Consider the following 24008-nt stretch of genomic DNA (forward strand, 5'->3'; position numbering starts at 1 on the left):
AAATGAGCACGCATTGGACGCTGGCGCTCCTGCAGGTGCGCATCTGGATCGCCGAGCTGCGGTCGGCACCGGCGCGCGGCGGGATGCCCGACGAGGTCGGCTACACCGCAGCCATGGTGGTCGGCGCACTCGCTGCCGCCGCCATCATCACCGGAGCCGTGCTCGCCGCCGCCGGAGCCATCAGCTTCTGAGCTGGTGAACCGATATGGAATCCACACCGCTGTGGGAACGGCAGCGCCCCGACCGCGGCTCGGCCACCATCCAGGGCGTCATCGCCGCGAGCGTGATGATGCTGCTGGTCCTCGCCGTCATGCAGGTCAGTATCTGGGCACACGCGCATCATGTCGCCGCCGCGGCCGCGCAGACCGCGCTGGCGACCGGCCGGGCCGAGGACGGCTCCGTGGCGGCGGCGTCCGGCGAAGGGTCGGCGTCGCTGGGCCGCAACGCCGGTGGCTCGCTCACCATCGCCGCGATCACGGTCGACCAGGGCGCGGAGACGGTCACCGTCACCGTCACCGGCGAAGCCCCCTCCCTGATCCCGGGCTTGGCATGGCCGGTCGAAGCATCGGCGACAGGACCGCGCGAACGCTTCGTCCCCGCAGGAGGCGATTGACATGGCCGCCTACGACCCCTATCTGCTGGGACCCTGGGCCGGGGCCGGCCTCGGCCAGCGCGCCCTGCCGCCCCAAGCCGGTTCGGCCATGCTTCAGGCGGTCATCATGGCCCCGGTCTTGGTGCTGGTAATGATGTTCGCCTTCGGCGGCGGCAAGCTCGCTCTGGCCCAGATCGACGTCGACGGTGCCGCGCACGCCGCCGTCCGCGCCGCGACCATCGAGCGGACCATGGCCGAGGCCGAAGCCGCCGCGCAGGCTGCCGCCGCGGCCGGTTCCGCCGCCCACTGCTCGGGGGTCGCCATCGGCATCAGTGGCGACCTGACGCCCGGCGGCACCCTCACTGCCACCCTCACCTGCACGGTCACCGGCACCGGGATCCCGCTCCTGGACGGGCGCACGCTCACCGCCGAGGCGTCCTCGCCGGTCGACCAATGGCGAAGTGAAACACCATGAGGAACACCGACCTGCTCAGCAGACCAGGCCCGCACCGTTTGCTGCAGCCGGAGCGACGCGACCAGGGATTCGCCACCGCGTTCTCCGTGGCGCTGCTGGTGGCGCTCCTCGCGGCGGTGGGCCTGTCGATCGACGGCGGGGGCGCGGCAGCGGCCAAAGCCCGCGTCGCGACTGCCGCAGCCGAATCCGCGCGGGCCGGGGCCGACGCGATCGACGTCAGTTACTTCCGCCAGTCCGGGATCGTCCGGCTCGACCCACCCGAGGCTGAAGCCGCCGCCCGCGCCTGGCTCACCGCCACCGGCATGGACGGCACTGTCACCGCCACCGGGGCCGACGTCACGGTCACCGCCGAGACGACCTACGACACGCAGATCCTTTCGGCCGTCGGCTTCAGCGCCTTCACCGTCACCGCGACCGCCACCGCCGAGCCCGACCAGGGCGACACACCCGCCGCCTTCGCCGGTCAACCGATGCAAGGAAGGAACGGGCTATGACCAGAATCGCCACCGAAGGACACCGCAGGCACCGGGCCGAACCCGTCCGGCTGCCCTCACTGGCCGCCCGCACCGCCTGGGGCATCGTCGCCGGTCTCGGCCTCGCCGCACTGCTGCTCGGCGTCCCGTTCATCTTGCTGGCCGCGTTCGGGTGGCCGCCGCCGTTCCCCAGCGAGTCGGCATGGAAGTATCCGCACCTGTTCACCAACGAGTTCCTCACCAGCGCCCTCGCCCTCGCGGGTTGGGCGGCCTGGGGTTGGCTGGCCTTGATCGTCCTGCGCGAAGCCGTCCACGCGCTCCGCTGGGGCATCGATCCCGCCCACCTTAAGGACGCGGCCAGCCCGGTCCGCTGGCTCGCCGGAGCCCTCATCGGCGCGGTCGCTGCCCTCTGGCCCGCCACTACCCAGGCGGCCGCCGCCACACCTGCGGAAGCGACCACCAGCCTCGAACTCGACGACACCGAGCCCGCCGGCGACGGCCGCGTCCGGCCACTCGTCTGGCGCATCGACACGGTCGCAGCTCCGAGCGCCAACGCCGAACCGGCGGCCCACACCGAGCCCGCGACCGACCACGGGACGGGGCTGCGAGTAGTGACCGTCGGACCCGAGCACCCGACCCTGTGGGACATCGCCGAGCAATACCTGGGTGACGGCACCCGGTACATGGAGATCTTCGACCTCAACCGGGGCCGCGACCTTGGCGGCGGTGCTCGGTTGACCCGGCCGGGGATGGTCCTCGACGGATGGGCGCTGCTCGTTCCCGACATCGGGACCACGCCTGCGGTCGACGAAGTGACCGGACTGCGCGTGGTGACTGTAGGACCGCAGAACCCGACCTTGTGGGACATTGCCGCGACGCACCTGGGCGACCCGACGCGCTATATGGAGATCTTCGAACTGAACAAGGACCGCACCTTCGAAGGCGGGCACTTCGCCGACCCTGACGAGATCCACGACGGCTGGCAACTCCTCATCCCGAACACCGAGACCGAAGATCGTCCCCCCGAGGACGAGGCGCCGCCCGCACCCCCGGACGGCGAGGGCGAGGTCTACGAACCACCACCGAGCGAACCGGCCGAACCCGACGAAGGCGACACCGAAGCGAGCGTTGAGGAGTCGAGCCCGCCTCCAGCTTTGACCGACCCCCAAACGACCGAATCGGAACCTTCACCCGAGTCGGGGACATCGCTCACCACCATGGTGCCGTTCGGGGTGTGGCTGACGGCCGGCACGTGCCTGGCTGCCGGAACCGTGGTCGCCATTGCACACCGCCTGCGCCGCCGCCGCAACGCCCGGGGCGAGCGCGACTCGGCCCCGCTGGCAGACGAGGTGATGACCGGTCGCCTCTCCGACCTCGAAGCGATCATCGAAACCGAAGCGCGCAAACTCGCCCAGCCCCACCCCGAGCCGAGCGAGGCCCTGGAATTCGCGGACCCGGTCGTCGCCGTCGACACTGACCGGGCACCGGTCGCATTGAGCGACCTGGCCGCCGAGGGAGTGGGACTGCGCGGGCCCGGCCAGCGCGGAGCCGCACGAGCCGCGATCCTCACCGCCGTCAGCGCCGGCGCCCGTGTCCTGGTCACTGAAGCCGCCGACCTGCGCCTGGAACTGGGCACCGGGGCAGCTTCACAGCAGCTGCAGTTCACCGCCGGGCTCGACGACGCACTCGACACCGCCGACGACGCTGACACGGTAATCGTGTGCGCCGACACCGATTTGGACGAGTCCACCGGGCCGATGCTTGAGCGGTTCCTCAACGCCGAGTGCCGCAGCGCCTTCATCCTCGGCCACTGGACCCCTTCCAGTCTCGTCCTGGAAGCCGACGGCACGATCAAGGTTGCGCACGGCCGATCCGCCGACGCCAACCTCCGCACGCTCCACATCGCCGACCAAAGCACCACCGCAGCAGCCCTAGTCGGCCTCGCCGTACGCGACACCGAGCTGGAGGACGGCTCCCTCCACGAGCCCGCCGAGCACTTCGACAGCCTTGAGGACGTTGCCGGAGCAGCCGCTCCTACGCGGCCAGAGACTGATCCAGTGCTGCGGTTGTGCCTGTTCGGCCAACCCGACGCCTACCTCGACGACCACCCGGTCCCGCTTAAGAAGGGCCGCCGGTCCCGCGCCTTCCTGACCGTCCTCGCCTGCGCTGACGGCCCCATAAGCCGAGACGAACTCCTCGAAGGCGTCGTCGGCGACATGGTCGAGATCGATCGCGCCAAGAACAACTTCTCCGCCGTCGCCATCGACACCCGCCGCGCCCTGCGCGAGGCCACCGGCGACACCGAAGCCGAGTTCTACACCTACGACCGCGCTACCGAGACCTACGAGCTCGAACGTCACCGCTTCACCATCGACCTTGACGAGTTCAACGACGCGGAACAGGCCGCTGCGCTCGCTACTGACCCCGACGAAACCGCCGCTTATCGTGAGCAAGCCCTCGCGCTTTACACTGCCGACCTCGCCCCTGACGTCGACACCGACGCGGTCCGCGCGCTCCGCGACCAGTACCGTGACGCCGCTGTGCGGCTGTGTGAACAACTCGCCGAGTTCTACGCGATGAATAGTGACAAGGCTTCCAGCCAGCACTTCCGTGACCGAGGCGCACGCATCGCAGCCGTAATCGACCCCTCAGCGCAACACCAAACTGGCAATGGGACTCTCCAACAGCCCGAACCTCAGGGGCCCGGTGTGAACCTCGCCGTCTTCGGTAAATCTGATTGGGCCTAGGAAGATTTCCAGATTGTTGGTAGTGCGGCCGTGAAGTGAGGGCTGGGTTGACGCAAGGGCCTGACGATGGTGGAGTTTGCGGACAGTTGTCCTATTCGTGGCTCAGTTCGACACGCCCGGCTACGTGTTGTCGGGCGGTGGCCGCTTCTGGGTTCCTCAGAAGTTCGTCGGTGGTTGTGAGCTGGTTTTTCTGCTTCTGAATCAGAAATCGCACATCCTGTGCGACACCATCCTAGGATTTTTTTCAAAGGCGATTAGGGCAGCGAGCACCAAGTAGACCGCGACCAAAGTTCGGTCACCAGTGCTGGAACTGAATGTCCCTGCAAGCACTGGAATCGCAGCAGTCACTGCCGCAAAGAGAATGGTCCGGTTCATGGGCCCAGTATACGAGAGTCCGCGTTGTTCACGTTGGGTTGATACCCGGGGGACAGCGTTGGTGGTTCGATTGCTAGCGTTCGCGCCTCACCCGGCGTCTGGGCGTCGCGGCAAGGGGTGCAGGGGGCCCTTGGCTGTTAGCGAGGGTGTGGCCCTGCCTTCAGCGGCGGAGCCGCACTGGTCGGCGATCATGGCGGGTCGTTGTCGGTAGGTGCGGTCAGCAGCGCACCTCATCAAGCTGGATCAGGACCAACTGCGATGTTGCTTGTGCAGGGACTCGGACTTATCCAGTTTGTCCGCCCAGTCGTCACACAGCGGCTCAACGCCTGACTCGATCAAGCGTTTCACGACTGACTCGAATGTCACTCTCCCAGTAGGGATGTGCTGTTTACTGGTGAGTACAGCGTCCTGGCTGAGCTGTGCTTCACCGATGTGCAAGTGAGGGCTGGTTTCGTGTGACTCGCCTTCAGGGTGCCAGTGGAAATCCAAGACTGCACGCCCATCAGCCAGCTGGATCGAGTAGTCGTACCAACAGGTCGTCACGCGGTACTTGCCGGCCCCAGGGCGCTCGCTCAGGATGATTCGGTACTTCATGCGCGCCCGTAGTTCCAGGTTGATGCGGTCGTTCACGCTCAACGGCAGGTATTCGCGGCCTCCGCGCGTGCCGATGTAAAGATGGTGGACAACTCCGAGGTCGCGTTTGCCGCCCTGGCTGCAGATGATCTTGGCGCGGGAAACCGTCGCCAGAGCTGTAGCAAGCGGCGTAGAGAACGCCTGGTAGGCGTCATAGGGGGTGCGTCCGGGCATGGACTAGTGGAGCCAGAACGCCACGCTGGTGACCTTTGGGTCCGGATTGCCCCGGTATTCTCCGGCGCGCCAGCGGCGCTTGAACTCCTCGAAGCTGATGCCCAGGTTTCGCTGAGACTCTTCCTCTGCGATCTGCTGCTCTTCTTCGAGACTGATCTCATCAGGTTCACAGGCTGCGGGTGGTGTCTGGAGTTGTCGCATCGCGCTGCCCTCCTCTTGGGGTGAGGTGACACGCTCCCCGTTTGCGTGCATGATTCCGTATCACCTCCACGATACGGCAGTCAGGCGCCCATTGCGCATCATCCGAACGGACGAGTTCTAGCAGGTCATCACGTCAGCCACATTCAGGACAGCTGTCTCATACGAAAGGCTAGTTGCGAGCGTTCTCGGCGTGGTGGATCTCCAACGCTCTGCTGTGGCCCTGCTTCCTGCGGGTGGGTTCGTAGTCACCGAAGCTCTGGATGCCGGCCCCCGTCGGGGGAGTCGCGATGACCCGGTTAACTCCGCCTGGCATCGGTTCGATCCACACCGATGTCCCCCCATCGACCCCACCCCGGCGGCCCCTCCCGAAGACAAGTCGGGGTCCCGGGCTACGAACACTTTCTGCAGTACTGGTTTGTAACGTCCGCCAACTACGGTCTTCGATCCCGAAGATTCACCCTATATTCGTTCAGCAGGAGGCCGACCTGACGGCCGTGGGACCAGGAAGTTAGGGAGCGAAGCGGCTGCAACAGCTCGCCTCGGCGTCGATTGTCTTCGACTTGGGTCAGATGCGACGCAGGAAGTCGGCGTCGATGGTGATGTCTTCGACGGTGCGCAGGGTGGTGGTAACCCCGAGGCCGTAGTCCTTGAGCAGGTCACACAACTGCTCGCCGTCAATGAGGTCGATCGGCGGGGCGCCATCGCGAGTAGCCTCGGTGAGCGCGTCGGTGGTGAAGCGACCAGTGGTGATCAGCAGGCCCTTGTCGCCGCGTCCGACCATCGCGCCGCGGAAGTCGCGCACTGCTGGTGCACCGACGCTCCCTTTGTAGCGTTTGCACTGGAAATAGACCGGAAAGCTCACCAACGAGACCCGATAGACGCCTTGACCGTCGATTCCACCGTCGCCCGTGCGGCCGAGTACGGCGGTGTTGACGAAGCCCGCCCGGCGCAGCAGCCGCTCGGAGAGCCGCTCGAAACCGGTGGGGTCCATCGTCATGAGCTCGGTAAGCAACTCTGCCCGCCAGTCGTCGACCCCGTCTTCGGCAACAGCCTCAGCAAGCTCTTCAACGTGCTCGGACTTGGTTTCCTCCCTCCTGGAACGGTTCCGCTGCCGTTGCTCGCGCAGCTTCAGCTTGTACAAATGCGGGATCTCCGCCTCGGTGATCTCCCCGCCACGCCCGACTAGCTCCCAGGTACCGCGGCGACTGGAGTTGTCTAGCAAACCCATGATCTTTAGGTGGCTGAGCGTCCAAGCGCCTCGATACTCCAGGCGCGTCCTTGGACCGTCGTTGTGCATTTCAGCCAGCTGCTCGTCGGTGAACTGTTCAATCCGCGCGACCTCAGCCTGGATTTCCTTCACTGAGCCGCTCCCGCCCAGTGACCGGACCGCCAACAGGGTGGGCCAGAGCAATTGCGGCACTTTGGGAATCGTGTCCTGTTCTTCCATTCGCATCAGGGTACTTCGACTTGCCGACATTCGGGGCCGTCAGCCACGCCCTTGCTCTGTCGCCCGCTCCCTCTTGCGGGGTGGCCCCCACCCCATGCACACCCATCGCGCATTCGCGCCCACCCTTGGTCTTCCCTCGGAGCCTGGATCTATCGGTAGCCGGTGAGACGCTCTCTTGCCCAACCGCATACACCAACCGCCGCTGGCGATCGCCCGTTACGGCAGCCTGGACGTTCCATTGACTGTGTGGACCGTTAAGGACGCCGCCGACCTGGTCGACGGACTCCTCGACGAGCTCACTCCGACCGGGCGCATCATCGCTGTCGACCTGCAGGGCTGGCAGGCGATACCGCGCGCCGGTCGCCGCGCCCACGTCTACTACCGCCGCCGGGCCATCGTTACCCGCACGCTCGCGGGGCTGACTGCCGACCAGCAGCGCCGCACCGCCATCGAGGCCGCCTGCGAGTCCACGCTCGCGGTCAAGCTGCGCGAGCACCAGGCCGGAATGATCATCGCCTCGGCGTGGCTACTGCGCTGCCCCGGGGCACTGGAGAAGACCGCCGAGGCACTGCGGCCAGGCGGCATGCTCGTGCTCGCCGGCCGCAGCGAGCAGGACGCGGTCGACATCGCCACGCTCACCGACGTCCGCTTCCTGCCACTGTCGTTCACCGCCTATCTGGTCGCTGCCGCGGCAGCCGTGTTTGACACTGCGGCCAGTACACCGCCCGAGGCCGTGAGCGGCGCAGGTACGACGCCGGCCTCGCACTGGGGCATCGGCATCTGGCGCAAGACGGACGAAGGAGGTCGCGCCCATGTCTAAGCGCACACCGGGCCCGCTGCCGAGTATCTGGGCGACCGGCCAAGCCAAACCGCACCGCCAGCGCTCGGACGCCTACGTCGCCGGCAACGCCCACCCGGCGAAGATGTGGCCCCACATCGCCACCACCGCGATTGCGCGCTATTCGAAAGCTGGGGACACGATCCTGGACCCGATGTGCGGGGTCGGCACGTCCGTGATCGAGGCGATCCAGCAAGGCCGAAACGCCTACGGCGTCGATCTCGAACCAGAGTGGGTGGAGCTGGCACGCGCCAACATCGAAGCGGCCATGGCCGCTCACCCGGGTTCCTGGGGTGAGGTCGTCCAAGGCGACGCGGCGGACCTTGCCCTGCTCCTGGACGGTACGCGGCTGCGGGCTCCGGTCGACATGGTGCTCACCAGCCCGCCCTACGGCGCGGTCACCCACGGCCAGCCCGATACGTCACGAGTGACCGGCGGCAAGATCCGCAACCGCGCTCACCGATACAGCACCGGCAAGGCCAAACCGGAGTCGCTGGCGACCTCGTCGGCGTCGCGGCTACAGGCCGGTCTGGAAGCGGTGTTCGCGGGCTGCCTGCTCGCGCTAAAGCCCGGCGGGTTCGCGGTCGTCACCGCGCGCCCGTTCACCGAAGCCGGGGCACTGGTCGACTTTCCTTCCTTCGTGATCCGCGCCGGGCTCGCAGCCGGGCTCACCCTTGCTGAACGGCGCGTCGCGCTCCTCGCCCGCTGGGACGGGGCACTGCATCCGCATGTGACGTTCTTCCACCTGCACAACGTGCGCGAGGCCCGCCGCCAAGGCAAGAAGTTGTTCGCCCGCGCCCACGAGGACGTCCTCGTCTTCCGGAAGCCGTCATGAACGTGGCACGAAAGACGATTCCCTACTCCAGCCCGGTCCGCCGTACCGGTGCAGGCCGAGGCCGCATCCGGGCGCTTGAGCCGAGCTGGAAGTCGCCCTACGGTCCCAGCTCCCCGCGATGCGCGGGGTCCATCCGGCGCAACGGCCCGAACGGGGCGGGAAGCGCAGGTGGGGCATGAACGCGCGCGACCACTCCCGGCCCAAGGACCGGGAGTGGATGACTGTGTCGGAGATCCTCCGCATCTTCGCCGACGAGGACGGCCGGCCGCTGCCGCGCAGGACTTGGCAGCAATGGCGCGCCGAAAACAAAGCCCCGCCTGCTATCCGGCTCCCCAACGGGCAGTTGCGCATCCGGCGAGCCGACTTCGACACCTGGCTCGCCGGTCTTGCAGAACCTGAGGAGCAACCGTAGTGGAAATCGAGCCGTGCTGGGACGTCAGCCTGTACAAGATTGACGAGATCAAGTCCGCGACCAAGCGCCCGTGGCGCTTGCGCTGGCGGGTCGGCAAGCTGAAGCGGCCCCCGTTCACGCGGTACTTCACGTCCGAGAATCAGGCAGGCAACTTCAAGAAGAAACTCGAGGTCGCCATTATCGAAGGCCGGGCCTTCGACCTGTATGAAGGCCTGCCAGCCGACATGCTGCGTGCCAAACGCGAAGCCGAGGCCAAGACTCCAGCCGCCCTCGCTACGGTGAAGCGCCTCAGCCTCTACGACCACGCCCGCGATTACGCCGTCGCGAACTGGGCAGGTCGGGCGGCGAATACGAGGGTAGGGAACGCTGACGGGCTCCGCGACATTCTCATCGCTGTCCTGCCCGAACCTCCCAAACCGGTGGGGGAGTTGCGTCTGGCGCTGCGCAACTGGGCCCTCAACCCGTCCGCGGACATGAAAGCCGCGCCGCCAGCAGTCACCGATCTCCTGGCATGGGCCGCGGAGCATTCACCGGCCGTCGCCGACCTGGCCGATCTTGGAGCCCTCCACGACTTGCTCGAGGCGCTCACCCTCTGCCACAACGGCAAGAAAGCCTCCGCCCGGCACTTCGACAAACGCAAGGGCACGCTCGCGGCCCTTCTTAAACACGCCGTCGTTAAGGGCGAACTTGACGACAACCCCCTCCACAACCCGCGCCTGGCCTGGCACAGGCCCAGCGACTACCGCGGCGCATCCGCAGTCGACCCGCGCGAGGTCGGCACCCGTGAGCAGGTCGAGGCGCTCATCGCCGCTGTGTCTTACACCTGGCCCTCAGGCGGCAGCTACGTTGCCTTCCTCGGGTGCCTTTACTACGGGATGATGCGGCCCGAAGAAGCCGCCGCCCTCAAGCTCAACCAATGCGATCTGCCCGCCACTGGGTGGGGAACCGTCACACTTTCCCAAGCAGCCACCCAGGTCGGGCGGTTGTGGACCGACACCGGCACCTCCCACGAGGTCCGCGGACTCAAGCACCGCTCATCGAAGGACGTGCGGATCGTGCCGATCCCCCCGCGCCTGGTCGAGCTCATCAACACTCACGTCGATCGGTACGGCACCAGTCGCGGCGGAACGCTCTTCCGGTCAGCAACCGGGCGCAAGGTCAGCCCCGGAACGGTCTGGCTGCTCTCGCGGCAGGCTCGCGAGTACGCTTTCGGGCCCGCTGAGCGGCTGTCCAACCTGCTCAAGCGCCCCTACAGCCTGCGGCATTCGGGGATCTCCCTGCGGTTGTACGCGGGAGTCCCGCCGGTGCAGGTCGCCGCCTGGGCCGGGCACTCCGTCGAAGTGCTGCTGCGGATCTACGCGAACGTCATCGGCGGGTACGAGAACCGCTGGCAGGGCGAGATCGATAAATTCTTGGGGGAGTGAGCGTGCCGGCCGCCACGAGGGACCGGCTCGGACGGTTCCCGTGGCGGCCATGCCGTACCATCGATGCCGCAGCCGACTGCTCCAGCTCGGCAGCGCGCCGATACGGTATGGTCTCGGCAAGGGCCTCTAGCTCAATGGCAGAGCTGCGGACTTTTAATCCGTAGGTTCTCGGTTCGAGTCCGAGGGGGCCCACCACTTCGATCCTCTGACCAGCGGTTCTATTCTCATCGGGCAACTGGGAGCGATCTAGAAACCGCTTGCCATCCTGATTTTGTGGATGTCCTGTGGATGGGCTCGGTCCGTTGTCTATTTGGACAGTGGAGTTGAGCCACACTGCGGGCCCGGACCTACTAGCTTGATTTTTAACCTTTGGTGCTGGTCAGGCACCCCTGCCTGAACGTGAGCGAAGCCCTTGCTTGATGATTCTTGTTGCGACACAACGAATCTCAACAGCAAGGGCTTCGTTTGTCTATCCTTCCTGAACCCGGTCCCGACGCGGGAGCCGGGGCGCTGCGGGCCTTCCGGGCCCGCTTCCATCAGTGCCTGAGGGCCCGCTCGGATGCGTTGTTCAAGCTGGCCGACGCAGTGCTGTGCAGTTCCGGGCCCGTGGTTTCGCTGCCGGGCCTGTCACTGACCGGGGTGTTCACCCGCGGGCACGGCGCGCTCTACGACGCTCTGGCCGCGGGCCGGATCGACGCCGACCGGCTCCGCGACGCCCTGGCCACGCAGCCGCTGGGGCGCGTATCGGGCCGGATCGTGCTCGCGGTCAATACGACCGGGTGGCTGCGCCCGGACGCGAACTGCTCCCCAGGGCGCCTGTACTGCCACGGGTCCGGGCACGGCCGAGGCCAGGACCAGATGGTGCCCGGCTGGTCCTACTCCTTCGTCGCCGCCCTCGAACCCGGTGCGAGCTCGTGGACCCAGATCCTCGACGCCACCCGCATCGGTCCCGACGACGACCCTGCCGCGGTGACCGCCCTCCAACTGCGCGCGGTGATCGACCGCCTGACCAGTGCCGGGCAGCACCGCAGCGGCGACGCGCCGATCGCGGTCGTGACCGACGGCGGCTACGACGTCCCACGCCTGGCCTGGCAACTGCGCGACCTGCCGGTGATCATCGTCGGCCGCCTCAAGTCGGACCGGGTGCTCTACGGCAGGCCCGGCCCTTGGTCCGGCCGTGGTCGTCCGCCGAAACACGGCCGGGCCTGCCGCATGGCCGACCCCGACACCTGGGGCGGGCCTGACACCGCCAGCAGCACCGAGACCGCCCGCTACGGACGGCTCGAAGCCATGGCCTGGGAAAACCTCCACTCCCGACTGACCCACCGGGCCGCCTGGATCGGCCACGAGGGCGACCTGCCGATCATCGAGGCCACCCTCATCCGCCTGAAGACCGAACGGCTCCCGCACACCGGCAAGCCGACCCCGCTCTGGCTCTGGACCTCCCAGCAAGCCCTCGACACCGACCTGCTCAATGCGATCTGGTCGGCCTGGCTGCGCCGCTTCGACATCGAGCACACCTTCCGGTTCCTCAAACAGACCCTGGGATGGACCATCCCCCAGGTCCGCGACCCCGAAGCGGCCGACCGCTGGACCTGGCTGGTCATCGCCGCGTTCACCCAGCTTGGCCTGGCCCGCGCCCTCGCCGCCGACCGCCGCCTGCCCTGGGAGGCCCCCGCAGGGCCGGGCCGACTCACCCCCCCCCGCCCGCGTCCGCCGGGCTTTCCCGAACCTTCACGCGGCCCTGCCCCGACTCACTGCGGCGCTGAAACCCTCCAAACCCGGGCCCGGAAGGCCTGCCGGGCAACGCAATCGGCGCAAAGCACCGATCCGCGACCCGGGCAAGAAAGCCAAACGCGACAAGACCATAAGAGAACGAGAACAGCGCCTGACCAGCACCAAAGGTCAAAAATCAAGCTAAGGGCCGGGGAATGCGCTTGAGGTGCAGCGGCGGCGTGTTCTTGCTGGATTCGGCAAGGGCCGCTTCGGCGTCGGTGGCATCGACGGTGAGACCCGAGATGCTCAAGACGGCGAGGATCGCCTTCGCGCCACCGACGCCCATATGGGCTCCGGTCAGCACGGCGAGGTGGGCGACGGTGTCAGGGACCTCGAGCGGAATCTCGTCGGCGCTGCGGGGCTCGGTGTGGAAGGCCTGGACGACCTTCGCGAGGTCGGCCTTGCGCAGCGCGTCGTTGGCGGCGCGGGCGGTACGGGCGGCGCGGAGGATCTCCAGGACGCGGTCGCGGCCCCATCCCGGTCCGCCAGCGTAGGCGCCGAGGTTCGTCGCGATGGTGTTGGCGCCGAGGCCGTGTTCCATGTGCGCTTCGACTGCGGCGTGGAGGAGGAGGCGGCGCTGTTCCTCGAACGTGCGCGCCTGCGTCCTCACGGATTGGAGTGCTTCGGAAAGGTTCACGCCCTCGATAGTACGCCAGTTTTTTCGACCAGTCTATTATTCGACTGGTCGGATTTTCGATCAAATTCATCCCATGAATACGACACGCCCGGGGCCGAATTGCGGGAACCTTGCGCTTCTCGGTGGTAGCCACATGGGTTGATATGTCTGTTTCTGGGGCCACACAGTGCAGCTGATGAAGGCCCACAGCGTGCGCTGTGGGCCTTCGGGCACCTCGACGTCGGGTCCCGCGCGGGGGCGGCGGCTCGCCACCGCACGCGGCGGTCAGGTCATCGGTTCGGCCTCGGTGGTGATGGTGTCCTCGATGTGCTGGGTCAGCTCGGTGACCGCCTGTTCGACGCGCTGGAGTCCTTCATCGAGCAAGGCGCCGCGGGGTGGCGAGGCGGTGCGACGTCGGCGGTGCGATCGCTCGACGACGCGGTGCAGGCCCAGGACGGTGGCCCCCAGGGCGCTGAGGCCGATGAGCGCTGCGGCGGGTATGGGTTGGCCGGCGGCGAAGCTCAGCGCCCCGACCACCAGCCCGACGACGACTCCGGCCTGCAAGATCCCCAAGGTTCGTACTGAGAGCAGGCCTTCGGTCGGCGGCTCGTGGGGGGTCTCGTTCGGGTTCTTCATGGCAGCTCCTTCCGGTCTTGTGCTGCTATGAAGTTCCATGCCCGACTGGGCCCAGCTGCGCCCTTACGGCGCCATCGCGAAGATCCCAAAAAAACTTCGCCCTCCAGGGGCGCAACCGCGCCCCCGCCGGTCTAGAAGTCCGTACGCCTAACTCCGACCGATTTCCGGAGCACAACTGCACCCCACCTTTTGGAGACTTCCCCCGTGATCACACCAGGAGACTGTGAATGGACAGCCGCACCCCGCAAGTCATCGAGCACGCCACTAACGGACCATCTGACGGCCTTGACCACCTTGACGTACCGGAACCGGACGTGTCGTCGCTCCATGCGGATGCGGCAAAGGTCGCGCGGTTCGCTGCTGACGGCTTCACCGGGCCCGAGTTCACCTGCTGGTTCAAGGAGCTACTCGACACCGCGGCCCGGGTGCTCAACGCATGGATTCTCAGCGAGATGGTCTTCGCCAAGCTCCGTGGGATCGGCATCGACTTGGAAGCGTCAACGAGCGAACGACTTGCGCTTCGGCAGCAGGCTGCCGACCGCGCCGACCTGGTCCAGTACGCGGTCAGCGAAGCGGGCCGCACCCTCATCGACGCCCTGCGGAAGGGCGAGTGGCGACCCGACGGACGCGCGAGCGTGCAGACCTACTTCGTCCGCCGCACGCTTTACAAGTTCCCCACGGCCTTCAGGTCGTGGCGCCGCCGGCGGCGCGCCGATGCGCGGTGTGTCGACAGGCTGGTCGACAGTGGCGAACAGCTCGACGGCACCGAGTTCATCGAGAAGGTCGAGCGCGACGACCACTTCGAGCGGATGCTGCGCGGTGCCGAGTCCGACACCGATCGCGCCATCATGATCCTGGTCAAGGAAGAGTATTCCGAACGGGCCGTCGCCGAGCTGCTCAGCCTGCAGTCGACCAAACGCGTCCGGACCATCAAGAAGCGCATGGAGCAAGCCGACAGAGAGTTCGAGGGAGGGCACGATGCATGACTACGAGGAAGTCGACCCGTTCAAGGAGTTCGATGGGTGCGCCGACGACATCGACGTTCCCGAGCTGAGCGAAGCCACCATCGCCGAACTCCGCCGCGACGACGGCGTCAGCGACGACCTGCTCCAGCGCATCTTCGACGACGTGCTGGGCTCAGCCGAAACGTCCACTCCGCCCGATCGGGCGGACCACGCGGGGAGCGAGGGCGCTTCGGCGCCCTCGCCCCTGCGGGGCCCTTGGGTATATAACCCCACTCAGTTGATGGTCGATCTGCGCGACCGTTGGAGCAACGAGGCCGCAGAAGCTGTCCCCGACCACGGCATTGACGCTGTGAGCTTCGATCGGGAGCAGATGACCACCATTATCGTCCAGGTAAAACACGCTCCACTGACGCGGGATGCGCTCGCGCTCGGCGCTGCGTCCGCCCTGACGGCGAGGATCGACTCAATGCCGATCGTCGATGCGGTGCGGCGCGCGCTGGAATCGCTGTACGGCAGCATCGGTGATCCGCTTCCACCACCACCTTCGTGCTCGATGGCAAACCACCGGTGGCTTCTACCAACCGCTGGTGACCGCTTTACCAAGCCGGGAGGGGAGCATTCGGAGGCGCCGTCGTGCAGTGCCTTGTCGAATCCTCCCGGCGCCCCGAACACGGCACCGACATCGGATGACGCCCCCACCTCAACCGATCTGTTCACCTACTACCCGAAGGAGATCCCGAACCCCGACGGTTCAACACCGAAGCACCTCCCCCCTCTGGGTGCTCTCGTCTGGACATATCCCGTGACCGACGTCGACGTCGTCGTGTCCCTCCAGCAGGAACCGGAACCCCGTCTACCCAAGCTCGATCCCGAATCTGAACCCGACCCAGATATGGACGATGCCTCAGTCGAAGACGTCGACCAACTCCGACGCCCGATCCGCGAACTGGCGCGAGCAGTGAACGGCTTCGCCCGCACCCACCGCGCCACCACAGGCAACACGATCTACGCTGGCGACCCGAGCGCAGGCGACGAACCCGTTGTCGTGCTGACCGGCGAACTCCGGCCGTCCTAACTCAACCTCATTGCCCACCACGGCGCCGGCGGTCAACGACCGCCGGCGCTTCTCGCTCTCACGCAAGGACGACGAAGGCCCGGAACCCATCTTGGGGTTCCGGGCCTGGCGTCTCGGCCGGGTCGGCTACTTGGCGGTGCGGGCCTTGGCCGCTCGCCCCGGCAAGCGCGACGGACAGCGGCCTGAACAAGCCGCTGAGACTACCGAGAGCCCTTTAGTAACACCGCCTCAGAGCTTTGTCCACGTCGGCTCGGCGGGCCTGGATGGGCTATGAATGGGTTGACAGTCGCAAGGTGTAACCGCAGGTCACGGGCGCCTTTCGAACCGTAGGTTCTCGGTTCGAGTCCGAGGGGGCCCACAACTCCGATTCTCTGACCAGCGGTTCTATTCTCATCGGGCAACTGGGAGCGATCTAGAAATCGCTTGCCATCCTGATTTTGTGGATGTCCTGTGGATGGGCTAGGTCCGTTGTCTATTTGGACAGTAGAGCTGAGCCACGGCGCGGGCCCGGACCTGCTAGGAGTTCACTAGGTCGAGAACGAGCTTGTCATGGGTTGAGCGTTGCCTTGAACCGCACCGCCTCCAACGCCTGCGGGGCGATCTCGATGCCGGCGGCCGGTTGGCCCGGCACGGCGAGGGAACCGGAGTGCTCCAGCTGGTGCAAGGCGCCTTCGACGGCGGCTGAAAGCTCGGGTCCGCGGGCACGGGCGATGAGGGGGACGGTTTCGACTTGCTCGGATAGGAGCCCGGGTAGGTGGGACCAGCGTTCGGCGTCAAAGAGCGCCAGGCGGCGGTGATCGAGGCCGTAGGTGCGCGTGATGCCCTGGCCGTACCAAACCCCGAAGTGCCGGCCGGTTCCGAGTCGAACGAGTTGCGTGGCCGATGCGTGTGCCCATGCGGCGAATCCGAAGTTGTCTCGCTCGCGGGTCAGCCACCGGTGTGGGCTCATCGGCTGCAGCAGCCACGATTGCCCCTCGACTTCGACATGGTGTCCTGGGCTTGCTGCAAGCGACTCCGGAGCCGCACGAGTGATGTGGAGACCGACACGCGAACCATCGATCTTCTCGGTGATCAGGAACTGATCGTTGAAGTCGACATACCTGGACTGCCACGGCACCTCTCTTGGCGCTTCGCTGCCGGCTAGGGGCTCGCGGCTTGGATCTAGCTCGAGGCTGTTCCATAGGCTCTTCACGTAGTGCCTAACGAGCATTGGGGGCGACCGGGGCCGCACTCGCGGTGCAGCAGCGGGAGGTTTTCCTTCTGGCGTTTACGTCGTCCTATGCGGCGGGGGATAAGTGCGTGTCTCAGTAAGCGAGTTTCTTGTAGCAGGCGAAGCTGCGGCCAGGGCGAGGAATGCGGCGACGAGGGAGCCGTGGCGCTCATACCGAAGGGTTAGTCGGCGGTAGCCCGAGCCAGGCGATGGTGTGCTCGATGGCCCAGCCGCTGCTGGATCACCCTCGCGCTACTGGCAGCCTGCACGACCGCGATCGCCCACCACCGCGCCCGCGCCGCGGGCACCCGCCTCACCTTGACCGGCCTCTCCCGCCTCTACGGCCAGATCACCCGCACCCAACATGACCGAGACTTCCGCTACCAGTGGGCCGAATGGATCTGTGATCGGAACGACCGAGCCCGCCGATCCCACTCTCGCCGCAGAGGCGACTTTCGGCCACCGGCGCACATGACCGCCGCAGCGTTAGGGTCGATGCCATGTCTCCCAACGAATGGCAACCGCCGGAGCAGTGGGTCGCGGGCCTTCCCAAGCACCTCGCTTCGGCGGGCTCCCTGTTCACCGACTCTGCCGGCCGCATTCTGCTCGTCAAGCCGAACTACCGCGATCACTGGCTGCTCGTCGGTGGTCTCCTCAATGAGGGCGAGTCGCCCGAACAAGCCTGCCGCCGCGAGGTCAAGGAGGAGATCGGCATCGACCTACCTCCCGGCCGGCTGCTCCTGGTCGACTGGACGCCACCTTCCTCGGCACGGCCCCTGCCGCTGATCGAGTTCATCTTCGAGGGCGACACCATCGAGCCCCACCAGGTCAAACTGGACACCGGCGAACTCGATGAACACCGTTTCACTCCACCTGAGCAGGCGATGTCCCTGCTGTCCAACGACGGGCAACGACGGCTGACGGACGCACTTCGAGCCCAACAGACCGGCACCACGCTCTACCGGTCCGGAGTTAGATAACGAACTTCCCCCGCCGAACTAGCGGCAGTTGTCCAGGCCGGTCTCGTTGGACAGTCCTTTTCATAATCAACGGGGAGCCCGGGCGGGGGGACGTATGTCCGCGCAGGCAGGGTCCGAATGTGAGCAGGTGCCGCAGCGGTCGTGGGCCGAGGCGGCACGACTCAGCACAGCGGCAGGATCATCACGTTGCGCAAGTCATAGACCCACTCGGATCATCTCCAGATACGTGGAGGTGTTCCGCAGACGATGGCGCAGCCGGTCTACGCCACCTCGTGCTCTCCACGGACGTGGAGGGGGTCCGTCGCGAAGCATCGGAAGGCCGCCCAACCGTCCACCGCTTGCGAGACAATTGCAGTCGGCTTGGCGGCAGGTTCACCGCGTTGCCGCAGTAGCTTTCACCACCCTGAAGTGGCGCGGTGAGTTCGGGGCTGTCTGGGTTGTCTTGCTGGCTTATGATGGGCACCTCGAGGCGGCTGGTGAGAGTGGAGGCTTGGTGTTCGGTGAGGACACGATCGCACAGCAGCTCGCGGATGCACGCGCGAAGTTGGCCGGTGCCGTCCAGTCGCCGGACGCGACCCCCGTCGAGCCGGTCACGGTCGAAGGCGCCGAAGGCTTGGCGTCGGTGACGATCGGCATCGACGGCCGTATCGACCGATTCGACGCCGACCCCCGGGTGATGCGCTTGGGCTCCGAGGTGTTGTTCGAGGAATTGAAGCGAATGATCAACGCCGCGTTGGACGAGCGTGCCCAGGCGATGAGCGTCGACGTGCCGGTACCGGACCTTGAAGCGGTCAACGAGTCGGTTGCCGAGATCCAGGACCGGTCCCTGCGACAGTTCCAGGCTATGAGCGCCTCGATCAGCGAGGTCATGACGAAGATCCACGGAGGACGGTGACATGCCCGATCTCGAACTCGACCTAGAGACCTTCCGGCAGACCGCTGACCAGCTCGACGCCGCTAAGGACGAGGTTCAGGGACTTCTCGACCAGTTCACCGGTGCCCTGGAACAATTCGCTGACGCCTTCGGCGGTGACGAAATCGGGATGCTCGTCGGCTTGGCCCACCAAGCATGCGCGGACGGACTCACCGAGTGCTTCTCGACCAACATCGAAGAGCTGGCCGATTATGCCCAGAACCTGCGGGAAATGGCCGACGACCACGAAGCCGCCGACGCCGAGATCGCGCAGGCCTTCGACGGCATCGGCGGCGAGATCGGTACCTGACCACCACTCCTACCCCCGGAAGGCGTTACCCCTATGGGCTTGCAATTGCCCTCTGAGCTGACGGGTCTGCTGAGCATGCTCGGCTACGACTGGCCCGAGTCCGACGAGGAAAAGCTGTTCAACCTCGCCGGCGAGTGGACCGGCATGGCCGACCAGATCTCCGGCCGGATCGAGTCGTTGAACGCCGCGGCGCGGACGCTGTTGGAGAACAACATCGGTGCCGAGATCGACGCGTTCGGCCAGGAGTGGGAGGACGAGGAGTCGGCGCCGCGGAACCTCGCCGACGCCGCCGACCCGGCCAACATCATCAACATCGGGTTGACGATCGTCGCCGGGGTTGTGCTGACGCTGAAGATCCAGGTGATCGTGCAGCTGGTGATCCTGGCATTCCAGATCGCTCAAGCCATCGCGACCGCAGTGGTCACTTTTGGGGCCTCGCTCGCGCAGATACCGATCTTCAAGACCATTACCGGCATCATCGTCGACCAGCTCATCGGTATGGCCATCGAGATGGTGCTCAATGGCTAGGGTCCGCCGGAATCCGCCCCGCAAAGCGAAAGCGGCCGGGAGCCGAGCCGTGTCGAGGATCCTCGACGACGTCAAGATCTTCCGCACTGGCAAGGGCGGCGGCGGCAAGGGCGGAACGGGCGGTGGCTCCGGGAGCCCCTCGGGGCCGCGGCGCAAGACCGATGCCGAGCTGCGCCGCGACGCTGAGGCCATCCACGAGACCTTCCGCAAGGGCAAAACCCCTGAAGCCGCCGACAAGTCCTACAACCGCAAAACCGTAGCGACCGCGCAAGACGCCGATGGCAATCTCTACTACTCCGTCAGCTCCCGCGGCACCTCACCCGAATCACGCGAGCTTGCCGAACGACTCGGCTACCAAAGGGTCGACGGTCCTAGCTTCGTGAAAGACAACCCGAAACAGACCCACGCTGAGCACATTCTCGCCAATGCGACCGAGCAGGGGCATCTGAAGCCGCCGATCCGCATGGCGCCCTCTAGAAAGCCTTGCGACAGCTACAACAACCCCAGTAACCAAGGATGCGGAGAACGCGCAGAAAATAACCCCGATACCGACCTGGTAGGGTGGCCGTGAGCTTGATGAGGAGGACAGGAATTGTATCTTTGGGACTATGAAATGCGCCCGTACAAAGAAACGATTGACGGCCTCAGTGCGCTTCCCCGACTGAAGATCGCCGTCAATGCATTGTCCTGGACGATGCGGACCATGACTCCACCGATCGCCGACGAGTCGGTCGTCGCCTTCGTCGCCGATGTGCTGGAGCACCTGCAGCAGCAGATCCGACAGGGCAACGCCAGCCCGGACTTCATCACCGAGCTCGACGAGCGGCATGAAGCGCTCCTAGACGAGGAGATCGCTGAAGCCGGCGTCGACCCGATCCTCTCCGCGGTCACCGGCTGCTTCGGCTACGGCGAGCCCGAACTGCGCACCCAAGCGGTGTACGACACGCTCTCCTCCTGCTATGAAGCCCAGTTGCAGCGCATCGCACCCGACATGGCGGGTATCGAGTTCGAACGCGAAAGCGCCCGCTGCCTCGAAGTCATCGACTTCCAAAAGACGCTGATTGACCAAGGCGGCGACCTCGACGAATAGCCAGCATGTTACGCCGCGGTAGCGATAAGGCAGGGTTCTTACAAGATCGGGGAACCCTCATACGGTGTAAGCGGCTCCCGCCTCCGCCCACGAACCACCTTCCGCTGGCGTCTTCGCGTTGCCTGCGCGCGGCGGCCATGGAGTTGATCTGGGCGTTGGTCGAGCGTTGCCCGCAGGTGGTCCTGGAGGCGTACTTCCTGCCGCGCCACCCCGATACTCCGCCCCGCATCGATGCACTGGGCGCCAGGGGACCGGTTTGGACCGTGCACCGAGTGCCGGTCGAGCAGCAGATGGATCTTCTGGTCGACGTGGGCGATGAGCTTGATGAAGAACGCTATGCAGGTGGCGGCATCGAAGCGGCCTACGACGAGCGCGAAGGCTGCGGACAGCCGCGCCGTACGCGCCGACCTCTTCCGCCGACTGCTTGCAATGAACTTCAAGTGCAACAGCCAGTATTAAGGGGCCTTGAAGCGCCAAGATCTGAGAGTTTCACTAATTTCCCGCATGCCTCCCGGGAATGTGTTAGAACAACAGTCTCGAGCCGATTCAGAGGCCATGCTGTTTTCCGGAGTTTCGGTCCGGCTTTCACCTGCGGTACCGCAGGTGCCGCAGCGTCTTGCAGGGGCGATCCAAATGCGTGCACTACTGCTCAGCAGACGGCGCCGCCTCGGCGCAGTTGTCGCAGCCTTGCTGACAGCCACTGCCCTCAGCTGTACCTCCAGCGGGAGCGACGACGAAGGGACACCGGAGGAGGGAGGTGCAGCTTCGGGCACGAGCCCGGAGGATCCGTATCCGCCTGGCTCCGAAGTTGAAGTAGCGGATTGGAGCGTGAAGCTCAGTGACCTCCGGTTCGGCGTGAGCGAAGAAATCCTCCAGTCCGACCCATATGGTATTGCTCCCTCACCGGACAACCAGTTCGCGACGTTCACCATCGAAGGTACCTACAACGGGTCCACGTCCAGCGCGCTTTGGCTCGACTTCACCTTCGGCATGTGGGCTGACGGTGCGTTCTATCTCCCGTGCCCCGCTTCGACCCCGCAGGACATCTACTTCACCCCGGAAGTTTCAGGCGGCAACGCGGTCTCGGGCACGGTCTGCACCGAAATCCCCACCGACGTCGAGAACGTCGTTGCCTACCTTGAACAAGTCAACGGCAAGCAGACCCGCACGTTCATCGCGGTTGACGCCAACGCGCCCGAAGAGATACCGACTAACGGCACGCGCTCGAAGGCGCCGCTTCCTGCCGGATCGGCGGCTCAGGTCGGCGACTGGATGATCACACCCTCACAACTTCAGTTTGACGCGGTGCAGAAGGGAGACGGCAGCTTGTATGGGGTTATCACTCCCGGCCGACAGATCGTTTCGTACAACGTCAGTGGGACCTACTCCGGGCCCGGCATCGGTTCGTTGTCACTAGAGGTGGAGGTCGGCATCTGGGTCGACGGGGCGTTCTACCCGGAAGGCTGCGAAGCGACGTTCCCGGACTACTGGGCAGATGCTCCTGACGTGGAAGCTGGCGGTACCGCATCGGGGACGGCTTGCGCTGAAATCCCTGAGGATCTCGCTGACACCTCCGACCTGCTGTTTTATGTGGGACCTGCTGATGGTTTCGGTAGTTCGGTCTACTTCATCGAAGTCGATTAAGAAGGTGCCTCAGTTGGCGAGTTTCTTGTAGCAGGTGATAGCTGCCGTGAGGGCTAGAAATGCGTCGAAGAGGTGTCCGTGGCCGGGTATAGGCAGGATTGTGTTATATCTGGTTTGTGAGGCCAGGCCCGTCTGGGCCGCATCGCAAGTCCAGGCCCGGGGATGCCAGGTCGGGACCCCTCCCGGGACGGTCCAGGTATACCTGTGGCATGGCGGTTTTGGGATTGCGGTCCGCGCGCGGACTGATCAAACAAGGGCAGCGGCGAGCGGCCAAGGGCGACATAGCGGGAGCGACCGAGGCCTTCCAGCGGGCCATGACCGCCCGGCAGATTCGCGGCATCGACAACCTCTTTGCGGCGCTGCACCTCTGGATCTTGCGCTCCGAGGCTGAAGACCAGTCGGGCGCACACTCGGCTTTCATGCGTGCCGCCGAGCTTCACGGCAAAAGTCATGAATGGAGAACCCAGGGCAAGCCGTCCGGAAACAAGAGTTTGGCGCTGGGCACGGGCATTGCCGCCTACTGGACCGAGTTCAACCAGCCCGCGCGAACGGCACTCCACCGTTGCATCGAGATCGGCGACCAGGAACAAGCCTCCCACGCTCTCCTGGCTCTCGCCGGATTGGAACTGCAGACCATGGAGGAGATGCACGGCATGATCGACACGCGCGATTCCGTCTTCGCCTCATTGCGCCGTGTGGTCGGCTTGGGCCATCCCGAATGCGCCCCGGTCGCTGCCGAATGGCTCCGCGAGCGCTGATCACCGCCATGTGCACAGCCAGCCAGCGAGAAGGACGAGAGTCGTTGATGGCGGATTCTCGTGGGAGAGACGGGTTGGGGTGCAGTGAGAGCGCAGGCACGGCTTGGGTGATCATTCGGGTGCTGAATCCGTTTGAGCGCCAAGGAGAGCCGTGCCTGCTCCGCTATCTTCTGCCATCGCCGTTGCCTTCGTGAAGCTGAGCGAGATCAATCTCGACGAGGTCTCTGACCTTCGCCGCTATCTCTCCTGGGTGCCCGACCCGCGTGGGCGGTGCGGCCGCTGGTACTCCCTGTCGAGCCTGCTCGCACGGTGCGCGGCAGCGGTCGTGGCCGGAGCGGTCACGGTCGAGGCGGTCTGTGAATGGGCTGCCGACACCCCGACCGAGGTCCTGGCCGCACTCGGCATCCGCCGACACCCGCTGGGCCTCAGAAGATCACCCTCGCGCCGGTGCCTGACCTTGCTCCTGGCCCGGATCGACGGCGACGCCCTGGACCGGGCCGTCTGCGCCTGGCTCGCCGCTCGCCGCATCACTGCGGCCTGCAAGAAGCCGGCGGGTCTGCGGACGGTCGCGGTCGACGGCAAGACCCTCCGCGGCTCCAAGAGCACCGAGGGGAAACGCGTCCACCTGCTCTCGGCGGTCGACCATGCCGCGGCGGTCTGCCTGGCCTAACGCGATGTCGGGTCGAAGACGAATGAGACCGGCGAGTTCATCCCGCTCCTGGCCTGGATGCACCTCCAGGACACGGTCGTGACCTTCGATGCGCTGCACACGGTCATGGCCCAAGCCTCGTGGCTGGTCGAGACGAAGCGCGCCGACTACATCGCGATCGTGAAGGCGAATCAGAAGCACCTCTACCGCCCGTTGCACAGCCTGCCCTGAG

At 65.9% G+C, this 24008-nt stretch carries 29 protein-coding genes, 1 tRNA gene and 2 pseudogenes; 24 read left to right on the forward strand and 8 right to left on the reverse strand.

What is annotated here, in order from left to right:
* The first annotated feature begins 2 nt into the window (after window positions 1-2).
* From K3N28_RS05980 to K3N28_RS06005, 6 genes are all read left to right on the forward strand, one after another.
* Window positions 3-191, forward strand: a complete 189-nt coding sequence (locus K3N28_RS05980) for a hypothetical protein (protein WP_228091577.1) — start codon at window positions 3-5, stop codon at window positions 189-191.
* 14 nt (window positions 192-205) lie between these two features.
* Window positions 206-613: a TadE/TadG family type IV pilus assembly protein gene (locus K3N28_RS05985; RefSeq protein ID WP_228091578.1), complete on the forward strand. Its 408-nt coding sequence runs from the start codon at window positions 206-208 to the stop codon at window positions 611-613.
* A 1-nt stretch (window position 614) separates the two neighbouring features.
* The gene (locus tag K3N28_RS05990) at window positions 615-1067 is read left to right on the forward strand and encodes a TadE/TadG family type IV pilus assembly protein (RefSeq protein ID WP_228091579.1); all 453 of its coding nucleotides are present in this window, start codon (window positions 615-617) and stop codon (window positions 1065-1067) included.
* Complete coding sequence (locus tag K3N28_RS05995) at window positions 1064-1561, forward strand: hypothetical protein (protein ID WP_228091580.1); 498 nt, start codon at window positions 1064-1066, stop codon at window positions 1559-1561. Before K3N28_RS05990 ends, K3N28_RS05995 begins: the two co-directional genes overlap by 4 nt.
* Window positions 1558-4287 (forward strand): LysM peptidoglycan-binding domain-containing protein, encoded by a 2730-nt coding sequence (locus tag K3N28_RS06000; protein ID WP_228091581.1) that lies wholly within the window; start codon window positions 1558-1560, stop codon window positions 4285-4287. Before K3N28_RS05995 ends, K3N28_RS06000 begins: the two co-directional genes overlap by 4 nt.
* Window positions 4288-4384: 97 nt before the next feature.
* Window positions 4385-4564, forward strand: a complete 180-nt coding sequence (locus K3N28_RS06005) for a hypothetical protein (RefSeq protein WP_228091582.1) — start codon at window positions 4385-4387, stop codon at window positions 4562-4564.
* Between the two features lie 341 nt (window positions 4565-4905).
* On the opposite strand, the gene K3N28_RS06010 is transcribed toward K3N28_RS06005, so the two are convergent.
* The 4 genes from K3N28_RS06010 to K3N28_RS06025 all read right to left on the reverse strand — a co-directional run bounded on the left by K3N28_RS06010 (window position 4906) and on the right by K3N28_RS06025 (window position 7117).
* On the reverse strand, window positions 4906-5469 hold the full coding sequence (locus K3N28_RS06010) for a hypothetical protein (RefSeq protein WP_228091583.1): 564 nt from the start codon (window positions 5467-5469) through the stop codon (window positions 4906-4908).
* Window positions 5470-5472: 3 nt separating this feature from the next.
* The gene (locus tag K3N28_RS06015) at window positions 5473-5670 is read right to left on the reverse strand and encodes a hypothetical protein (RefSeq protein ID WP_228091584.1); all 198 of its coding nucleotides are present in this window, start codon (window positions 5668-5670) and stop codon (window positions 5473-5475) included.
* Between the two features lie 169 nt (window positions 5671-5839).
* Complete coding sequence (locus tag K3N28_RS06020; RefSeq protein ID WP_228091585.1) at window positions 5840-5983, reverse strand: hypothetical protein; 144 nt, start codon at window positions 5981-5983, stop codon at window positions 5840-5842.
* Window positions 5984-6235: 252 nt separating this feature from the next.
* A complete protein-coding gene (locus K3N28_RS06025) occupies window positions 6236-7117 on the reverse strand; it encodes a restriction endonuclease (protein WP_228091586.1) in 882 nt (293 codons plus the stop codon).
* A gap of 175 nt (window positions 7118-7292) precedes the next feature.
* Between K3N28_RS06025 and K3N28_RS06030 the strand changes: the two genes are divergently transcribed.
* The 6 genes and pseudogenes from K3N28_RS06030 (at window position 7293) to K3N28_RS06055 (ending at window position 12547) form a co-directional block, all read left to right on the forward strand.
* Window positions 7293-7937 (forward strand): hypothetical protein, encoded by a 645-nt coding sequence (locus K3N28_RS06030; RefSeq protein WP_228091587.1) that lies wholly within the window; start codon window positions 7293-7295, stop codon window positions 7935-7937.
* Window positions 7930-8790, forward strand: a complete 861-nt coding sequence (locus K3N28_RS06035; protein WP_228091588.1) for a TRM11 family methyltransferase — start codon at window positions 7930-7932, stop codon at window positions 8788-8790. Before K3N28_RS06030 ends, K3N28_RS06035 begins: the two co-directional genes overlap by 8 nt.
* A gap of 175 nt (window positions 8791-8965) precedes the next feature.
* Complete coding sequence (locus K3N28_RS06040) at window positions 8966-9202, forward strand: AlpA family transcriptional regulator (protein ID WP_228091589.1); 237 nt, start codon at window positions 8966-8968, stop codon at window positions 9200-9202.
* On the forward strand, window positions 9202-10626 hold the full coding sequence (locus K3N28_RS06045; protein ID WP_228091590.1) for a tyrosine-type recombinase/integrase: 1425 nt from the start codon (window positions 9202-9204) through the stop codon (window positions 10624-10626). The genes K3N28_RS06040 and K3N28_RS06045 overlap by 1 nt, the downstream gene beginning before the upstream one ends.
* A 120-nt stretch (window positions 10627-10746) precedes the next feature.
* Window positions 10747-10821 (forward strand) — tRNA-Lys (locus tag K3N28_RS06050).
* Window positions 10822-11091: 270 nt separating this feature from the next.
* Window positions 11092-12547: pseudogene (locus K3N28_RS06055) on the forward strand (NF041680 family putative transposase).
* Here K3N28_RS06055 and K3N28_RS06060 read toward each other — a convergent pair.
* Together K3N28_RS06060 and K3N28_RS06065 are read right to left on the reverse strand one after the other, a co-directional pair.
* Window positions 12539-13039, reverse strand: a complete 501-nt coding sequence (locus K3N28_RS06060) for a hypothetical protein (protein WP_228091592.1) — start codon at window positions 13037-13039, stop codon at window positions 12539-12541. The pseudogene K3N28_RS06055 and the gene K3N28_RS06060 sit on opposite strands and share 9 nt — an antisense overlap.
* A gap of 264 nt (window positions 13040-13303) precedes the next feature.
* A complete protein-coding gene (locus K3N28_RS06065; protein ID WP_228091593.1) occupies window positions 13304-13654 on the reverse strand; it encodes a hypothetical protein in 351 nt (116 codons plus the stop codon).
* 227 nt (window positions 13655-13881) lie between these two features.
* Between K3N28_RS06065 and K3N28_RS06070 the strand changes: the two genes are divergently transcribed.
* Together K3N28_RS06070 and K3N28_RS06075 are read left to right on the forward strand one after the other, a co-directional pair.
* Window positions 13882-14640 carry a hypothetical protein gene (locus K3N28_RS06070; protein WP_228091594.1) on the forward strand — a complete coding sequence of 253 codons (759 nt, stop codon included), beginning with the start codon at window positions 13882-13884 and terminating at the stop codon, window positions 14638-14640.
* A complete protein-coding gene (locus K3N28_RS06075) occupies window positions 14633-15694 on the forward strand; it encodes a hypothetical protein (protein WP_228091595.1) in 1062 nt (353 codons plus the stop codon). The genes K3N28_RS06070 and K3N28_RS06075 overlap by 8 nt, the downstream gene beginning before the upstream one ends.
* Window positions 15695-16241: 547 nt before the next feature.
* Here K3N28_RS06075 and K3N28_RS06080 read toward each other — a convergent pair.
* Entirely contained in the window at window positions 16242-16886 is a 645-nt protein-coding gene (locus tag K3N28_RS06080; protein ID WP_228091596.1) for an RNA ligase family protein, read from the reverse strand.
* Between the two features lie 112 nt (window positions 16887-16998).
* Window positions 16999-17133 (reverse strand): annotated as a pseudogene (locus K3N28_RS23495) (IS5/IS1182 family transposase); the annotation flags it as partial.
* A gap of 271 nt (window positions 17134-17404) precedes the next feature.
* Between K3N28_RS23495 and K3N28_RS06085 the strand changes: the two are divergent.
* The 10 genes from K3N28_RS06085 to K3N28_RS06130 all read left to right on the forward strand — a co-directional run bounded on the left by K3N28_RS06085 (window position 17405) and on the right by K3N28_RS06130 (window position 24007).
* Window positions 17405-17884 (forward strand): NUDIX hydrolase, encoded by a 480-nt coding sequence (locus K3N28_RS06085; RefSeq protein WP_228091597.1) that lies wholly within the window; start codon window positions 17405-17407, stop codon window positions 17882-17884.
* 490 nt (window positions 17885-18374) lie between these two features.
* Window positions 18375-18779 carry a hypothetical protein gene (locus K3N28_RS06090; protein WP_228091598.1) on the forward strand — a complete coding sequence of 135 codons (405 nt, stop codon included), beginning with the start codon at window positions 18375-18377 and terminating at the stop codon, window positions 18777-18779.
* 1 nt (window position 18780) lies between these two features.
* Window positions 18781-19107, forward strand: coding sequence for a WXG100 family type VII secretion target (locus K3N28_RS06095; protein WP_228091599.1), 327 nt, complete (start codon window positions 18781-18783; stop codon window positions 19105-19107).
* Between the two features lie 33 nt (window positions 19108-19140).
* Window positions 19141-19635 (forward strand): hypothetical protein, encoded by a 495-nt coding sequence (locus K3N28_RS06100; protein ID WP_228091600.1) that lies wholly within the window; start codon window positions 19141-19143, stop codon window positions 19633-19635.
* Window positions 19636-19684: 49 nt separating this feature from the next.
* Window positions 19685-20206: a hypothetical protein gene (locus K3N28_RS06105; RefSeq protein WP_228091601.1), complete on the forward strand. Its 522-nt coding sequence runs from the start codon at window positions 19685-19687 to the stop codon at window positions 20204-20206.
* A gap of 21 nt (window positions 20207-20227) precedes the next feature.
* Window positions 20228-20725: a hypothetical protein gene (locus tag K3N28_RS06110; RefSeq protein ID WP_228091602.1), complete on the forward strand. Its 498-nt coding sequence runs from the start codon at window positions 20228-20230 to the stop codon at window positions 20723-20725.
* Window positions 20726-21553: 828 nt separating this feature from the next.
* A complete protein-coding gene (locus K3N28_RS06115; protein ID WP_228091603.1) occupies window positions 21554-22369 on the forward strand; it encodes a hypothetical protein in 816 nt (271 codons plus the stop codon).
* A gap of 209 nt (window positions 22370-22578) precedes the next feature.
* Entirely contained in the window at window positions 22579-23127 is a 549-nt protein-coding gene (locus K3N28_RS06120; RefSeq protein WP_228091604.1) for a hypothetical protein, read from the forward strand.
* 151 nt (window positions 23128-23278) lie between these two features.
* Window positions 23279-23797 carry a transposase family protein gene (locus K3N28_RS06125; RefSeq protein ID WP_228091605.1) on the forward strand — a complete coding sequence of 173 codons (519 nt, stop codon included), beginning with the start codon at window positions 23279-23281 and terminating at the stop codon, window positions 23795-23797.
* Window positions 23798-23854: 57 nt separating this feature from the next.
* Entirely contained in the window at window positions 23855-24007 is a 153-nt protein-coding gene (locus K3N28_RS06130; protein ID WP_228091606.1) for a hypothetical protein, read from the forward strand.
* Window position 24008 lies beyond the last annotated feature (1 nt).

Origin of the sequence: Glycomyces sp. TRM65418, from assembly GCF_019710475.1 — a bacterium.
Taxonomy (GTDB): domain Bacteria; phylum Actinomycetota; class Actinomycetes; order Mycobacteriales; family Micromonosporaceae; genus Glycomyces.

Excerpts from the sequence above, each read along its gene's own strand:
- K3N28_RS05980 (WP_228091577.1), top strand. The coding sequence starts at position 3 with ATGAGCACGCATTGGACGCTGGCGCTCCTGCAGGTGCGCATCTGGATC.
- K3N28_RS05985 (WP_228091578.1), top strand. The coding sequence starts at position 206 with ATGGAATCCACACCGCTGTGGGAACGGCAGCGCCCCGACCGCGGCTCG.
- K3N28_RS05990 (WP_228091579.1), top strand. The coding sequence starts at position 615 with ATGGCCGCCTACGACCCCTATCTGCTGGGACCCTGGGCCGGGGCCGGC.
- K3N28_RS05995 (WP_228091580.1), top strand. The coding sequence starts at position 1,064 with ATGAGGAACACCGACCTGCTCAGCAGACCAGGCCCGCACCGTTTGCTG.
- K3N28_RS06000 (WP_228091581.1), top strand. The coding sequence starts at position 1,558 with ATGACCAGAATCGCCACCGAAGGACACCGCAGGCACCGGGCCGAACCC.
- K3N28_RS06010 (WP_228091583.1), bottom strand. The coding sequence starts at position 5,469 with ATGCCCGGACGCACCCCCTATGACGCCTACCAGGCGTTCTCTACGCCG.
- K3N28_RS06015 (WP_228091584.1), bottom strand. The coding sequence starts at position 5,670 with ATGCGACAACTCCAGACACCACCCGCAGCCTGTGAACCTGATGAGATC.
- K3N28_RS06020 (WP_228091585.1), bottom strand. The coding sequence starts at position 5,983 with ATGCCAGGCGGAGTTAACCGGGTCATCGCGACTCCCCCGACGGGGGCC.
- K3N28_RS06025 (WP_228091586.1), bottom strand. The coding sequence starts at position 7,117 with ATGGAAGAACAGGACACGATTCCCAAAGTGCCGCAATTGCTCTGGCCC.
- K3N28_RS06035 (WP_228091588.1), top strand. The coding sequence starts at position 7,930 with ATGTCTAAGCGCACACCGGGCCCGCTGCCGAGTATCTGGGCGACCGGC.
- K3N28_RS06040 (WP_228091589.1), top strand. The coding sequence starts at position 8,966 with ATGAACGCGCGCGACCACTCCCGGCCCAAGGACCGGGAGTGGATGACT.
- K3N28_RS06065 (WP_228091593.1), bottom strand. The coding sequence starts at position 13,654 with ATGAAGAACCCGAACGAGACCCCCCACGAGCCGCCGACCGAAGGCCTG.
- K3N28_RS06070 (WP_228091594.1), top strand. The coding sequence starts at position 13,882 with ATGGACAGCCGCACCCCGCAAGTCATCGAGCACGCCACTAACGGACCA.
- K3N28_RS06075 (WP_228091595.1), top strand. The coding sequence starts at position 14,633 with ATGCATGACTACGAGGAAGTCGACCCGTTCAAGGAGTTCGATGGGTGC.
- K3N28_RS06085 (WP_228091597.1), top strand. The coding sequence starts at position 17,405 with ATGTCTCCCAACGAATGGCAACCGCCGGAGCAGTGGGTCGCGGGCCTT.
- K3N28_RS06095 (WP_228091599.1), top strand. The coding sequence starts at position 18,781 with ATGCCCGATCTCGAACTCGACCTAGAGACCTTCCGGCAGACCGCTGAC.
- K3N28_RS06100 (WP_228091600.1), top strand. The coding sequence starts at position 19,141 with ATGGGCTTGCAATTGCCCTCTGAGCTGACGGGTCTGCTGAGCATGCTC.
- K3N28_RS06120 (WP_228091604.1), top strand. The coding sequence starts at position 22,579 with ATGGCGGTTTTGGGATTGCGGTCCGCGCGCGGACTGATCAAACAAGGG.
- K3N28_RS06130 (WP_228091606.1), top strand. The coding sequence starts at position 23,855 with ATGCACCTCCAGGACACGGTCGTGACCTTCGATGCGCTGCACACGGTC.